Origin of the sequence: Sphingomonas populi, assembly GCF_004208535.1 — a bacterium.
GTDB lineage: Bacteria > Pseudomonadota > Alphaproteobacteria > Sphingomonadales > Sphingomonadaceae > Sphingomonas > Sphingomonas populi.
In genome coordinates, this window is the sequence record NZ_SGIS01000006.1 from 109,582 (window position 1) to 123,280 (window position 13,699).

14 protein-coding genes are annotated in these 13,699 nt (G+C 65.6%); 1 reads left to right on the top strand and 13 read right to left on the bottom strand.

All coding sequences use genetic code 11. The features are described 5' to 3' along the window. Positions 1–186: 186 nt before the first annotated feature. The 13 genes from EWE75_RS05715 to EWE75_RS05775 all read right to left on the bottom strand — a co-directional run bounded on the left by EWE75_RS05715 (position 187) and on the right by EWE75_RS05775 (position 12,924). Entirely contained in the window at positions 187–1,683 is a 1,497-nt protein-coding gene (locus EWE75_RS05715) for a CYTH and CHAD domain-containing protein (RefSeq protein ID WP_231708232.1), read from the bottom strand. Further along, on the bottom strand, positions 1,680–2,774 hold the full coding sequence (locus EWE75_RS05720; protein ID WP_231708233.1) for an AI-2E family transporter: 1,095 nt from the start codon (positions 2,772–2,774) through the stop codon (positions 1,680–1,682). The genes EWE75_RS05715 and EWE75_RS05720 overlap by 4 nt, the downstream gene beginning before the upstream one ends. Before the next feature lie 20 nt (positions 2,775–2,794). Further along, positions 2,795–5,362, bottom strand: a complete 2,568-nt coding sequence (locus EWE75_RS05725) for a cation-translocating P-type ATPase (protein ID WP_130155768.1) — start codon at positions 5,360–5,362, stop codon at positions 2,795–2,797. After that, entirely contained in the window at positions 5,355–6,080 is a 726-nt protein-coding gene (locus EWE75_RS05730) for a cytochrome c3 family protein (protein ID WP_130155705.1), read from the bottom strand. Before EWE75_RS05730 ends, EWE75_RS05725 begins: the two co-directional genes overlap by 8 nt. Beyond that, entirely contained in the window at positions 6,077–6,664 is a 588-nt protein-coding gene (locus tag EWE75_RS05735; protein ID WP_130155706.1) for a hypothetical protein, read from the bottom strand. Before EWE75_RS05735 ends, EWE75_RS05730 begins: the two co-directional genes overlap by 4 nt. Next, entirely contained in the window at positions 6,661–7,743 is a 1,083-nt protein-coding gene (locus EWE75_RS05740; protein WP_206364690.1) for a 2Fe-2S iron-sulfur cluster-binding protein, read from the bottom strand. Before EWE75_RS05740 ends, EWE75_RS05735 begins: the two co-directional genes overlap by 4 nt. Before the next feature lie 199 nt (positions 7,744–7,942). After that, a complete protein-coding gene (locus EWE75_RS05745; protein ID WP_130155769.1) occupies positions 7,943–8,644 on the bottom strand; it encodes a VIT1/CCC1 transporter family protein in 702 nt (233 codons plus the stop codon). Further along, on the bottom strand, positions 8,637–9,362 hold the full coding sequence (locus EWE75_RS05750) for a cytochrome b/b6 domain-containing protein (protein WP_130155708.1): 726 nt from the start codon (positions 9,360–9,362) through the stop codon (positions 8,637–8,639). Before EWE75_RS05750 ends, EWE75_RS05745 begins: the two co-directional genes overlap by 8 nt. Before the next feature lie 64 nt (positions 9,363–9,426). Further along, positions 9,427–9,957: a VTT domain-containing protein gene (locus EWE75_RS05755; RefSeq protein WP_231708239.1), complete on the bottom strand. Its 531-nt coding sequence runs from the start codon at positions 9,955–9,957 to the stop codon at positions 9,427–9,429. 80 nt (positions 9,958–10,037) lie between these two features. After that, positions 10,038–11,378, bottom strand: coding sequence for a sensor histidine kinase (locus tag EWE75_RS05760; protein WP_130155710.1), 1,341 nt, complete (start codon positions 11,376–11,378; stop codon positions 10,038–10,040). Continuing rightward, on the bottom strand, positions 11,371–12,057 hold the full coding sequence (locus EWE75_RS05765) for a response regulator (RefSeq protein ID WP_130155711.1): 687 nt from the start codon (positions 12,055–12,057) through the stop codon (positions 11,371–11,373). The genes EWE75_RS05760 and EWE75_RS05765 overlap by 8 nt, the downstream gene beginning before the upstream one ends. Then, positions 12,038–12,577 (bottom strand): cytochrome b/b6 domain-containing protein, encoded by a 540-nt coding sequence (locus tag EWE75_RS05770; RefSeq protein WP_231708234.1) that lies wholly within the window; start codon positions 12,575–12,577, stop codon positions 12,038–12,040. Before EWE75_RS05770 ends, EWE75_RS05765 begins: the two co-directional genes overlap by 20 nt. Positions 12,578–12,642: 65 nt before the next feature. Further along, the gene (locus EWE75_RS05775; RefSeq protein WP_130155713.1) at positions 12,643–12,924 is read right to left on the bottom strand and encodes a PepSY domain-containing protein; all 282 of its coding nucleotides are present in this window, start codon (positions 12,922–12,924) and stop codon (positions 12,643–12,645) included. A gap of 204 nt (positions 12,925–13,128) precedes the next feature. Here EWE75_RS05775 and EWE75_RS05780 point away from each other — a divergent pair, with 204 nt between their 5' ends. Beyond that, on the top strand, positions 13,129–13,605 hold the full coding sequence (locus EWE75_RS05780) for a rubrerythrin family protein (protein ID WP_206364691.1): 477 nt from the start codon (positions 13,129–13,131) through the stop codon (positions 13,603–13,605). The last annotated feature ends 94 nt before the right edge of the window (positions 13,606–13,699 follow it).

Sequence of the window (13,699 nt, forward strand, 5' to 3'; positions counted from 1 at the left end):
ATTTATCGCGAACTGGAGCCGGATCTCCCAACGAACGCCACGAAATGTCCCACGTCGATTTTTCGCTCGAAATTCAACATCTGCAGCTTGCATTCAGCTAGAATTCTCTATCGAATACGCTCTACCCATTCAAGGCCCGTAGACAAACGACACAGCGCACCAGATGCGCTGGCGAACCCGCTCCGCTCAGCGCCAGAACCGCGCGGTGTCGATCAGCGCCTCATGGGCGTCCCCGGCCGCGTCCAACAGCTTCCTTTTGCTACCCGGGAAAAGCACAGCCACGGCGCCTGATGCATCGCCGATGCCGAGCCCGGTCAGGACAGCGGGCGCTGTCACCATGTCGTTGAGCATCCCCAATTCGTCCTGCAGGTCCTCGAGTGCCGCGATGAAATGCCTGTCCCGGCGGCGCTCGCGCTTGCGATCGAACAGGGCGGTGAAGAACTCGGCCGCATAGCGCAGCTTCTTGGCCTCCTTGCGGAGCTCGTGACGCGCCGCATCGTCCGCTTTGGCCAGATTGCGACCGTGTTTTTTCACCTTGCGGCGGAGACGATCCAGAGCGGCGCCGGCAAAGGCGCGCGCCGGCTGATCGCGCGTGTCCGCGGCGGCAGCCAACCATGCGCCGCTCATGGTCCATTGCGTGAGATCGAGCATCAGCCCGCGCAGGCGGGGTGAGGCCAGGGTCGCGTCCACCCTGGCATAGGCGGTTTGCCGCGCGGTCTCGAGGTGGTCCCGAAGCGCACCGGGCGGCGCCCGCTCGAGCAGGGCATCAATGCTTCGCGCCTCGCCGAGCTCGGTCGCAAGCCAGCGCAGGTCATCGCACAGGCCAGCGCCAACGCCGTCATCGAGCAGCGCCTTGAAGATTGAAAAGGCCGACCGCAGCCGGCGCAGCGCCACGCGGGCCTGGTGCAACGCCTCCGGCGTGCGGCCGGCGAGGAAGAGGTCTTCGTTCAACCGAAACTGACGCAGGCAGGCGCGGACGATATGCTGAAACGCCTGCGCCGCCGTCATATCGTGGTTCAGTAACACCGGCTCGGCCTTGAACGCCGTCGCGATCGGCGCGAGCAGCGCGTAGCCGCGCTCGGCCTTGGTCAGAATGCCCAGGCGGACAGGTGCGGCGGCATCGAGCTTGCGCGCGAGCGCGAACAGCGCGACGGGGTCGCCGCTCTTCAATTCCAGCTCGGCCTCGCAGAGCGGCGATCGACGATCACCGGCCATCACCTCGCCGCGGTCGAGTACCAGTTCGATGACCGCGCCGCCTTCGTTGATGTCCCAGGCCCGCCGTTCGACGTTGACGGTGAAGACAGGCGCAAGACCCGGACCCAGATCACCGAGGAGCGCCGGGATCGGCGTGGTGTCGTCGATGACGGGCGTGTCGTCGGCAACCGCTCGCTCCCATTCCGGCCGTGCAAACAGGCCGGCCGCCGGCGCGCCGCCGGCCTTGATCGTCTGGACCCGCTTGCGCCCGGAGCGGCGGATGCGCAGCGAAAGACCTGCCTGCAACAGCCGGTGATCAGATGTGTCGAAGTAGATCGACCGTTGACGTGTCTTCCTCGGCGTGCCCGCCATCAGGCCAGCGGATTCCAGGACATCGGCGTTCTGCGGATTCAGCGCCAGCTTGAGTTCGACTTCATCCGGCATTGTCACGGCCGATGATATACGGCCAGCTGCTTTCTTGCTGTTCATTCGCCGCTCCCCATCGTGGGAGAGGCGCGATCCTCGGACTCGATCGCAGGGGCAGGGGGTTCAGCGTCGCCGAAGATCTCCCACGCCGCCATGAACAGCGCGGCGATGGCCGGCCCGATCACACACCCGTTGAACCCCATCAGTTCGAATCCCCCAAGCGTGGCGACCAGGACGACATAGTCAGGCATTCGGGCATCGTGCCCGACCAGGATAGGGCGCACGATATTGTCGACACTGCTGATGATGAAGAATCCGCACAGGAAGAGAATCGCGCCCTGCCAGATCGCCCCTGTGGCCAGCAGATAGACCGTCACGGGCACCCAGATGAAGCCGGTGCCGATCGCCGGGAACAGGGAAAAGACCCCCATCGCCACGCCCCAGAGCAGGGCACCGGGGAGCCCGAGCAACCAGAAAGTCAGGCCGCCGACGGTGCCTTGCAGAATGGCGACGATCAGGCTGCCCTTGATCGTCGCGCGAATGACCGCGACGAATTTCGCAACCAGCACCGCGCGCTGATCGCGCCTCAGCGGAATAGCGCGCTCGACCCGCGCCGCCAGTGCGTGCCCGTCACGCAGGAGGAAGAAGGTCAGGTAGAGCATCACGCCGAGGGCGAGGAAAAAGCCGAACGCGCCCTGACCGATGCTGAGCACCTGAACGGCTACCGCGCGAAAGCTGCTCGCAAAACCTTGACTGAGTTTGGAACGCAGGCCGCCGACGTCGTCCAGGCCGATGTCGGCGAGCCAGCTTCTGGCCCAGGCTGGCAAATGCCCCTGCGTCTGGACGAACAGCCGTCCGAGATCGATCTCGCCACTTTGCACGCGGGCGTAAAAGGCGGCAGCCTCGCGCAGCAGTGCCGCGCCGAGCAGCATTGCCGGCACCACGACGACCACAACGATGATGAGGAGGGTCGCGAGAGCCGCCCTGCCCGGACGCCGCGGCATCGCGGCCAGCAACCGCGCGTTGAGCGGCTCGAACAGCACGGCCGCAATCACCGCCCAGAGGATCGCGCCCGAAAACGGCGCCACAAGCCAGAGGAAGGCAAGCGTGGCGACGGCGACCAGCGCCAGAAGGAAACCGCGCGCCAGCGTCATGCCGGGAGGGAATCGCTCGCTCATGACGCCGTGACCGGGCCGCGTCCCTGGATCGGCGACACGAAAGCGCTCAGTCGCCCGACCAAAGGCTTGCAGCCTTCGAGCAGTACCAGAAGCACGACACCCAGGCCGATCGCCAGCGCCATGTCGCTCCAGGCGATCGATCCGAATTTCAGCAGGACCTGCGCCTGCGGCAGGAACAGGATCAGCGCGGTGACGCCGGTGATGGCGACAGCGACATAGCGCAGCGCGGCATTGTGCCGGACGAGCGCTTGCCCGAGTGAGGCGCTGAACGACCGGTTGACCAGGATCAGCGCGACGATCTCGGCGATCAGCGCGAAGAAGGTCAGCGCGCGGAGCTCCATCTCGGGCATCCCCGACCATATCTCGACGAGGAAGACGGTGGCCAGCATTGCGAAGGCAGCTCCGCCCTGAAAGACGCTCCACACGATCATCGGCAGCGAGAACAGAGCCTCGGCGGGATCGCGCGGGCGGCGTCGCATGATGTCGTCCTCCTCACGCTCGGCTTCGAACACCAGGGCACAGACCGGATCGATCACCATTTCCAGTAGCGCGATATGGATTGGCCCGAACAGGATCGGCAGCCCGAAGAACAAGGGTAGCAGCGCGAGGCCGGCGATCGGCACATGCACCGCGAAAATGAACGCCATCGCCTTGCGGATATTGTCGTAGATCCGCCGTCCGAGCCTGACCGACTGCACGATCGACCCGAAATCATCCTCGAGCAGGACGATGGCGGATGCCTCGCGCGCGACATCGGTGCCGCGCTTGCCCATGGCGACCCCGATATGCGCGGCCTTCAGCGACGGTGCGTCGTTGACGCCGTCGCCGGTCATCGCGACGATTTCGCCATCGGTCTTGAAAGCCTGGACGATGCGCAGTTTCTGTTCCGGCATGATGCGGGCAAAGACGGTGACGGTCTTCAGGCGCTCGGCAAGCTGGGCATCGTCGAGCGCGGCCAGATCGGCGCCAGTCAGCACATCGCCATCGGCGATCCCCGCCTGGGTCGCGATCGATCGTGCGGTGGCGGCATAGTCGCCGGTGATCATGACCACGCGAAGGCCGGCACTGCGGCATTGCGCCACCGCGCCCGGCACGCTGGCGCGCAGGGGATCGGCCAGCCCGACCAGCCCGGTCAGGGCATAATCATACTCATGCTGCGTCTCGGCCCAGTTCCGATCGCGCGGGGTCGCGGTCGCCACGCCGAGGACGCGAATGCCACGCACCGCCATGGCCTCAACCGCGGCGGTCATCGCGGCATGTTCGGGCGCTGGCAGGTGGCACAGGCTGGCGATCGCCTCCGGAGCGCCCTTGGCGGAAAGGGTCAGCGCCTCGCCATCGTCCCAGATGTTCGACATCGCCAGCAGGTCGGGACGGAGCGCGTAGGCATGCGCGAGCGCGCCGGTCGGCAGCTCGGTTCCCACGACCGCGCCATGGGCGCCGTGGAGCGCGATTTCCATCGGATCGGTGGGCTCGGCCGCGCTCGCAAGCGCGGCTGTCTCGATCAGGCCGTGATACGCCTCGGGAACGGTCGGGTTCGTCCCGAGCGTGTGGGTATCGCCCGATGGCAACCAGAGTTCAGCGACCGACATGCGGTTTTCGGTCAGTGTGCCGGTCTTGTCGGTGCACAGCACGGTCGCCGATCCAAGCGTCTCGATCGCCGCCGCACGCCGAGTTAGAACGCCGACCTTGCCGATCCGCCACGCACCCATCGCGAGGAACACCGTCAGGACGACCGGAAACTCCTCAGGCAGCAGCGACATGCCGATCGCGATGCCGGCCAGCACCGCCTCGATCCAGCCGCCGCGCAAAAGGCCGAACAGCAAGACGACCAGCAGTGCCACGGCCCCGCCGCCGATACCGCACCAGGTGACGATCCGCGTGGTTTCCCGGCGCAGGCGCGGCGCCTCTGTATCGAGGGTCGCGAGCGACTGGCCGATCCGGCCGATCTCGCTGCGCGGTCCGGTCGCAAGCACCCGGGAAATGCCGCTCCCGCGCGTAACCAGCGAGCCCGAATAGACATAAGGCTGGCCCTCTCCGCCGGGGCGGGGCGTATCGACCGCAGCTCCCTCGATCGCAACCACCTTGCCAACGGGCAGCGATTCTCCGGTCAGGAGCGACTCGTCGGTCTGGAGATCGGCCGCCTCGACCAGCACCGCATCGGCGGCGATGCGATCGCCCTGCTCAAGGACAAGCAGGTCATCGCGCACCACCTCGCGCCCGGGGATGCGAACGCGCGTGCCATCGCGAATGACCAGCGCGCGCGGCGCCGACAGGTCGCGCAATGCCTCCAGGACGTGCTCGGTGCGGGTTTCCTGGATCACGGTGACGGCGACCGAAAAGGTCGCGAAGCCAAGCAGGATCAGCGCTTCAGTCATGTCTCCGAGCAGCAGATAGGCGACCCCGCCGGCCAGCAGCAGCGCCAGCATCGGCTCGCGCAGGACCTCGAGTGCGATGCGCACGATGGACCGTTGCCCGGCCCGTGGCAGCTCGTTGGGTCCGTCTTCCGCCAGTCGCGCGCGCGCCGCATCGGCAGTCAGGCCGGCCGGTCGAATGCCCTCAATCATCGTCACGCCCGCCCCCTTCGCGTTCACCGCCTTCGCCTGAGCCGCTGCGATGGCAGCGCGCGCAATTGTCGATATTGCGGATGCCCTCTTCCGCATGCTTGGCGCGAATCTGGTCGGGTTGATGTTCGTGGCAACTGTAGCAGGTGTAGCGGGAGAAATTGCCGCCAACATGACAGGTGGCGCAGCTTGTATTGTGGGGTCCGCTCAGCGCGAAGAAGCGCGCGTGGTCGAAGCTTGCGGGTTTCCAGCCCTTTTGGGTGTGGCACTGCGCGCAGTTGCTGCCCGCCTGGGCATGGAGGGCGGTCGGCGGGGCGCGGTGACACGATGCGCACTGGCCGCGAACATCGGGCCGCAACAGTTCATGCGCGAAGCTCGTCTGCGACGCCTTCACCAGCTGCGGCCCGCTATGATCGCTGTGGCAGGCCAGACAGTTGGGCTGAGCGAGCGACAGGTGAAAGGCGATGCGGCGCTTGCCCGCCTCCAGCGGCACGCCCTTGGTGGACCGGATGCCGATATCCGCGACCTTGTGGCAGGCGATGCAGCGGTCCGCCGACACGCCCTTGAACGGGACATGGCAGGCAAAGCAGTCGCGCGTGATCGCGCTATGTGCCGGGTTCAGGGGCCCGGGCGCGACCATCAGATGCGGCCTGACAAAGGCCAGGACGATCAACGCGCAGAGGTTGAGGGCGATCAGGATCAAACCCCAGCGGCGCATCATTTCCAGCCCCAGAACAGGAAGATCGCGATGATATGGGCAAGCGCCAACACCGCGAACGCCAGCGTGATCGGCAAGTGGACGACCCGCCACTGTTTGACGGCATCGAAGGTCAGGCTGTCCCAGTGAGTCCGTTCATCAACTTCTTCCGACGACAGGCCCTGCGCCCGCAGTCCGGCGCGGGTCGCCTCGAGTCGCTTGCGCGACCGTCCGAGCAGGAATTTGCCGGTCAGCCCGCTGGCGATGTTGATCAGCATCGCCCAGACCGCGAGCCAGGCAAGGATCGCGTTGAAATGGATGCCGGCGTGGACGAGGATCAGCAGCGACCCGGCCCAGGCGAGGCTTTCGTGCCAGCGCAGGAGCGTGGCCGGATTGCCCGAATTGATCAGCTTGCGCTTGCGCAGCGAATAGCCCGACGAGGCGAGGATCAGCAGCACGCCGGGAATGCCGAGATAGCGTCCGATCCACACCATGCCCGACAGGTGCAGCAGCGCATCGAGCGCCAGCGCGGCGCCGCCGAGCAACGCGAGCGAGAGGTAGAACGGGATGACCTCCCGGCTCATCAGGCTGGTGCGCCAACCGCTCATGCGTCGAGCACCAGATCGCCGGTCGGCGCACCGACGCAGAGCAGGCAGCGGCCGGCAGCGATCTCGAAGGACGGCGGTCGCGGATAGCGGACCGCGCCGGTGCCGATCGCGGTTTCGCACGTCCCGCAACTGCCCGAACGGCAGCCGGACTCGACCTCGATTCCGTGGCGCTCGGCGAAGGCGAGCAGGTTGGTCTCCTCACCGGTCCAGCTCAGCGTCTGCCCCGACCGGGAAAAACGCACCGCCAGCGGCCGGTCGAGCGGCATCGCGGTGACGGTCTCAGCCGACGCAAGCGACGCAGGACCAAACGCCTCATATCGCACCGCAGCGCCGTCCCCTGTCCAGACGCGCAAGGCGGGAACCAGGCTCGCCATCATCGGCGGCGGTCCGCAGACATAAAAGTGGTGGCGCCCTTGCGCCAGAACGCGCTGCAGCAGCGGAATATCAACGAAACCCGTCGCCTGACAGTCCGACCCTCCGGCTTCACCGGGCAATGGGCAGCTCTGGACGATGGTGACGTAAAAATGGGGATGCAGCTCTCGTAGCGCGTCGACTGCCGTCTCGAACACCAACTCGCGGCTGTCGCGCACGCCGTAGACAAGATGGATCGCACGATCGGGCTTCCTGGCAAGCGCCTCGCGCGCCATGGCGAAGAGCGGCGTGATACCGATGCCGCCGGCGATCAGGACGGCGGGGACATTCGGCTCATAATCAAGGACGAAAATGCCAGCCGGCGCGCGCAACTGCACGATCGAACCGGGAAAGACGTGATCGTGGAAATGCCCGGAAACCAGGCCGGGTGGTAGCTCGGGCCGATCGGGGGGCGGCAGGATACGCTTGATCGTGACGCGATAAACGCCGCGATCATGGCAGTCGGACAGCGAGTAGCAGCGCGTGACCGGCCGGACGATGCCTCGGGCGTCAGGCAGGTCGAGCTGAACGGTCAGGAACTGTCCGGCCTTGTACGGTGGCAACAGCGCGCCATCGACCGGTTCGAGATAGAAGGAGCATTGGCCGAGCGCATCGTCCTCATAGTCGCGGCGACGTACGCGAAACGCGCGAAGGCCAGGCCAGGCCACCTCGCTACCAGCCCGGCGGTGGGGATCGACCGCGGCATCCTGCCTTGATGTCGAAGCTCTGCGAAGAATCGCTACGGCAATGGCAAGCGCCACCTGAACCAGCAGGGCAGCAGAAATATAGCCGAGAAGCGCGAGCGCTGTCACTCGCGCAAGCGCGTGGGCGGCGGGGTGGAAAGGTCGCGGGGATGGCGCGACGGCATCATACTGCCGTTCCGACCATCAATCCGATCCCCGCAGTCGCCGCCATCGCCAGCGCGCCCCAGAATGTCACGCGCAGCGTTGCGGTCCACACCGGCGCTCCGCCCGCCCGCGCGCCAACCCCGCCGAGCAGAGCAAGGAACAGGAGCGAGGCAATCGCTTCGATCACGACCAGCCAGCCGCCGGGCGCAATGATCACGATCGCCAGCGGCAGGGCGGCGCCGGCGGTGAAGGTCGCGGCCGAGGTCAGCGCTGCCTGGATCGGTCGCGCTGTCGTCATCTCCGAAATACCGAGTTCGTCATGGGCATGGGCGGCGAGCGCATCCTTCGCCATCAACTGGCGCGCGACGGTGTCGGCGGTCGCCGGGTCGACGCCACGCTTGACATAAATACCGGCGAGTTCGTGCACCTCGGCCTCGACATTGTCGGCCAGTTCGCCGCGCTCGCGTGCGAGGTCGGCTCGCTCGGTATCCGACTGGGAGCTGACCGAAACATATTCGCCCGCGGCCATCGACATCGCACCTGCGACGAGGCCGGCAACGCCCGCCACCAATATGTCGGCCGGTTTCGCGGCCGCTGCCGCTACGCCGATGATCAGGCTTGCGGTCGAGACGATGCCGTCGTTCGCGCCGAGCACCGCCGCGCGAAGCCAGCCGATCCGCGAGACGAGATGGCGTTCGGGATTGAGGTGAAGCCTAGTCATCGTCATGTTCGCCCTTCGCAGCCGCGCCTTCGCCCCGTTCGCCCGGCTCGGCATGCGCACCCGGGGTGAAGGCTAGAGGGTCGAGCGCCAGTGCTCCATAAGTAGAAGCACCAATGGCGACCACGGCGAGCGGAACTGCGAGCGTGGCGGGCGGCCGGGCGTCGGGTACGCCCGGATGCAGGGCCGCACGCTTGCGGCCGGTGATGAAGGCGCGGATCAGGTTGTCGCGCGTGATGAGCGACATGGCGAGGACCGCGACGACGTGCAGCGCGATCAGACCGAGAAGGACATTCGCCAGCGCTTCGTGGACTCCCTCGCCGCCTTCGCCCTGCATCGTCGCGCCGCTATAGACGATGCCGCCGACCGTACCGAGCAAGGCGACGATCGCCAGGCCGCCAAGCGCATTATGCCCAACCGATCGCTCGGGCTTGCCAATGAACAGGCCGCGAAGATGGTGCGCGAGCTGATCGGGCTTCAGGAAGTTGACGAAGCGGGCATGCTCGCCGCCCACAAGACCCCAGACGAGACGGAATGCGATAAGCAAGGCGGCGACCCAGCCCGCGGGGACATGCCAAGGCGCAAGCGCGCTGTCTTCTTCCGAGGACAGGAATGCCACCAGGATCGTGGCGACGAGCAGCCAATGGAACAGCCGCACGGGCAGATCCCAAACGCGGATCGTTGCTGATGGCTGTGAATTGGCAGTCGATATGTCAGACATGATCACCTCCGTGGTGCGGTGATCCTGGGCTCGACTTCTGACGGAGACCTGACGCCTGGCGCTATCAGCGGTCTGGCGGAGCGTTTCCTCCAAGATGTTTCGCCCAGTCGATCCGGGTAAGGCCAACAAGTGCGACGATCATCAGAACCTGAATGACGATGCTGGCCGGGCTGGTGAAAGCATTGAGGAGGACGTCGCCCATCGAAGATTTCTGAATGGTCTTCGCGGTGAATGCGTAGATCGAATAGGAAATGATCCGTCCGGCGAAGAAAGCGATTGTGAAGCCGACCAGTCGCACTCGCGTCAATCCGGCGGCTTCGAAAAGTTGCGCGGATGGTACCGGCGAAAGTGCAAAGAGTGCCAGCGCGACAAGGCCACCGCGCTTGTTCCGTTCCAAAGCGCCACGCGCTGCCGCAAGGTTGCGCCGCGTTCGTACCGACACGCGGTTGCCGAGAAGCCGGAAGCCAAGCGCAAGCAGGAACCGGCCCGACGCTGCCGCGAGTGCTCCCGTCAGGATGATCGCCGGCGTGGGCATCTGCGTGCCGAGCCCGAACAGGACGATGATCGACCATGTCGGCGGCCCGAATGCCGGCATCAGGTTCACGCCGAGCACGATGACAAAAAGGAGAAGATATGTAAGCAGTTTGATCCTCGATCCCGACGCACCTAGCTCTATCAGGCTTGCGGCGACGCGGCGAACGAAACGCGGAACAAGGTTCTGTGCCCGGCCGGACGCTCGACGGTGACGGCACCGCCGTGCGCCTGCGCGAGCCGCTGGACGATGCCGAGGCCAAGACCCGCGCCATCGGTCTTGCGGCGGTCCTTGCGCCAGAACCGTTCGAAGATGTGCGGCAGATCCTCGTCTGATATGCCGTGTCCATAATCACGCACGCTCAGTTGGGGACCCGGACCCGCGGTCACATCGATCGGCGTGTCGCCGGGCGCGTGCGCCAGCGCATTGTCGATGAGGTTGCGATAGATGCGGGTGATCGCTTCGGCATGGCCCAGCACCATAGTCTCGCCGTTCGCCTCGAATCTCAGGTCGCGGTTTGCGGCGAACACCTTCGGCGCCATCATCGCCACGACATCGCGCCCAATCTCGGCGAGATCGACCAGCATACATGGCTCGACCGCAAGCGCGTCGGCCTGGGCCAGATCGAGCATCTGGCCGACCAGGCGGGTCATATGCTGGGTATCGGCCTGCAGTTCGTCGCGCACCTCGCTCGGTGGCAGCCGGTCGAGCGACAATTGCATGATCGACAGCGGCGTGCGCAGTTCATGGGCCGCGTTGGCGGTGAAGCCGCGCAGGATCGCCATCGATTCATCAAGGCGCGTCAGCGCGCGGTTGACGGCACGGACGAGGGTATTCACCTCGCGCGGCTCGGTCACCTCCGACAAGCGCGACAGACCGTTTTCGGGATGGAGTGCATCGACTTCCGCCTCAGCCCGCTTGAGCGGCGTGAGAACCCGCCGAACCGCGACGACGTTGAACAGCAGCAGCAGCGCCGACAGCGGGATCAGCGGCAGCGCGACATGCTGGACGATCTCGTTGACGATGACGGGAACATAAGGCCGGATGCCGTCGCCTTCGAACTGCATGAACAGCCAGCGTCGTTGGCCGTCCTGAACAACCGAGCGAACGCCCGTTATCCGGTAGCCGGCTGGCACCCGCTCCCGCCTTGTCCAGTCCATCAGGGTACCGGGGGAAGAGACCGACCCAATCATTGGCTGCGCTGCGGCTACCTCCTGCTGGTCGACATAGCGCGCCGACCAGCGTTCGGCCCCCGGGGGGCCGGCAAGGAAATCGGGTGCCAGGGCGGTCGCGGATTGCGCTTTTCCGGCCTCCAGCGTCAGCAGTTCCTGCGCGAGCGATTCCGGCTGGCTGCTATAGGTGAACACCACGATCGCAACGTCGAGCAACGCAAATAGGAGCGTAAACCCGGCGAGCCGGGTCGCAATCTGGCGGAACAGGGTCGGTCCCGTCGGCCCTCGCTTGCGATTGCCGGCCTTATCCATGGGCGGTGGCGGGGGCGAACAAGGCATAGCCGACACCGTGGACGGTGCGGATCTGCACGTCAACGGCGGCGGAGGTCAGGCGTTTGCGCAGCCGCGACACGCACGCCTCGAGCGCGTTCGGCGTAACCTCGGCATCCATCGAATAAAGCGCGCCTTCGAGCGCTGGTTTGGCAACAACATGCCCCGCGCGCCGGAGCAGGCATTCGAGCAAGTCGACTTCGCGTGGCGTGGCGTCGACCGGTGTTCCCCCGACCGTCACCGAGCGCTCGGCCGAATCGAGGATGATATTGCCGGCGGTCAGATGGGTGCCAAGTGAAGCGCCGGGGCGCCGCAACAAGGCACGGCAACGCGCCGCCAGCTCGGGGATCTGGAACGGCTTGACCAGATAGTCGTCCGCACCGGCATCGAGGCCCATCACCCGGTCGTCGAGTCCACCACGCGCCGTCAGGACCAGGATCGGCATCATATCCTGGCGCCGACGCAAGGATCGGACGAGATCGAGGCCTTCCCCATCGGGCAGACCAAGGTCGAGCAGCATCAGATCATAATCATTGATCCTGAGCGCATGCTCGGCGCCGTCGACGGTTTCGCACCAGTCGACCGCAAAGCCCTGCCGGTCGAGGCCTTCCCGGATCAGGCTCGCCAGCCGGGCATTATCTTCAACGAGCAACAGGCGCATGGTCGATATCCGTCCCCTCCGCGGCACGCTTGTAGCCGGTAATCATCGCGAGCGGCAGATTCTCGCGGTGACGTACACTCTCGACGATAGCGCCGATCACATGCAGCGCGACCGCGCCGATCAACAGGTTGGCTGTGACCTCGTGCAGCGTTTCGACCCAGGCGACGCCCCAAAAGGCGTCGAGGCCCATCATCCACCCGGTCGTGCCAACCGTGGCGAGCAGCGCCATGAGCAAGACGATCATCGCCGCGCCGGCGGGGTTATGGCCGACGTAACGCGGTTCGCGATGCCGCATCATGGCTCCGAAATAGCCGAGCAGCCGTCGCGGCCCCGGCACGAAGCTGGCGAAGCGGGCATGTCCGCGCGCCACGAAGCCCCAGCCGAGCCGAATGGCGAGCGCCGCCACGACGGCATATCCAACATAGATATGCGGCGCCTCCTCGTGGCGCAGGAAGGTCAGGTTGGCGATGACGCCGCCCGCGACGGTCCAGTGAAAGATGCGGACGAGCGGATCCCACACTCTGACCCGAACTTTGCCCGGGACAGCAGGGACAGCGAGCGGAGCGGCGCCAACCTCAGCCATGATCAATCGACGTTGTTCTGAACGACGGCGCCGGTCACCGGGTTGAAATAGACTTCGGCGCGCTTGCCGTCCTTGGTGTGGGCGTAGATTTCGTAGCAGCTACCCGAAACCTGGAAGACCTTGATGTCGCGGTAGCCCATCTTGGCGATCTTCGCCTTCATCTGCGCCGGCGTCAGCCACTTCGCCTGCGGCACATTGGTGCACACGGGCGCTGCAACGGCGATGGACGTGATGGAAAGGGCAGATGCGGTCAAAACGAGCTTGAGCATAAGAGAACGCTTCATGGGGCAATCCTTGATCGTCGGAGATGGGGCGATGCGCCCGGCTCGATCGATCTGGTCCTCGCCGCTGACGAAAAGCTGACAGGGCAGTGAAATAGAAATTGACCAGCACTTCGAAGTTATTTTCGAAGCAACGTCAGGGATGCGTCAGGACTTCGGTCGAGATGCCGGTTGTCGCCGCTCTCGGCGCAACCCGGAGTTTTCATCATGAACCGAATCCTGCTCTCGGCGGCGACCTGCGCTGCCGCCCTTCTCTCCACCAGCGCCATGGCCGCTCCCCCCGAGCCGAAGCCGCTTTCGGCACAGACGCGCGCCAATCTCGAGGCCGCGATGCACGGCGAGGCCTATGCCAACCTCAAATATCTTCGCTACGCCGACCAGGCCGAGGCTGCGGGCAAGCCGGAACTCGCCAGGCTGTTCCGAGAGTCGGCGAACATTGAGGCCAATGAGCATTTCGATCGCGAAGCCCAGGCAGTGCAACTCGGCGGTGCGAACAGCGCCAATCTCGAAGATGCGATGGCCGGCGAGCATTACGAGAACGTCACCATGTATATCGATTTCGCCAAGCAGGCCGAGGCCGATGGCGACGTCAAAGTCGCGGCCATGTTCCGCCAGATCGCGGTCGACGAAGGCACGCATTACGAAGCTTACAAGGCTGCGCTGGCGAAACTGTCGCCCCGGTAAGCCAGCGCTCGGTGCCGACCGGCTTCCCCCGGCTGGTCGGCACCGAATTCGCGCCAGGCGACGGACCCGCGAGCGAAGTGAATCGGACGCAGCG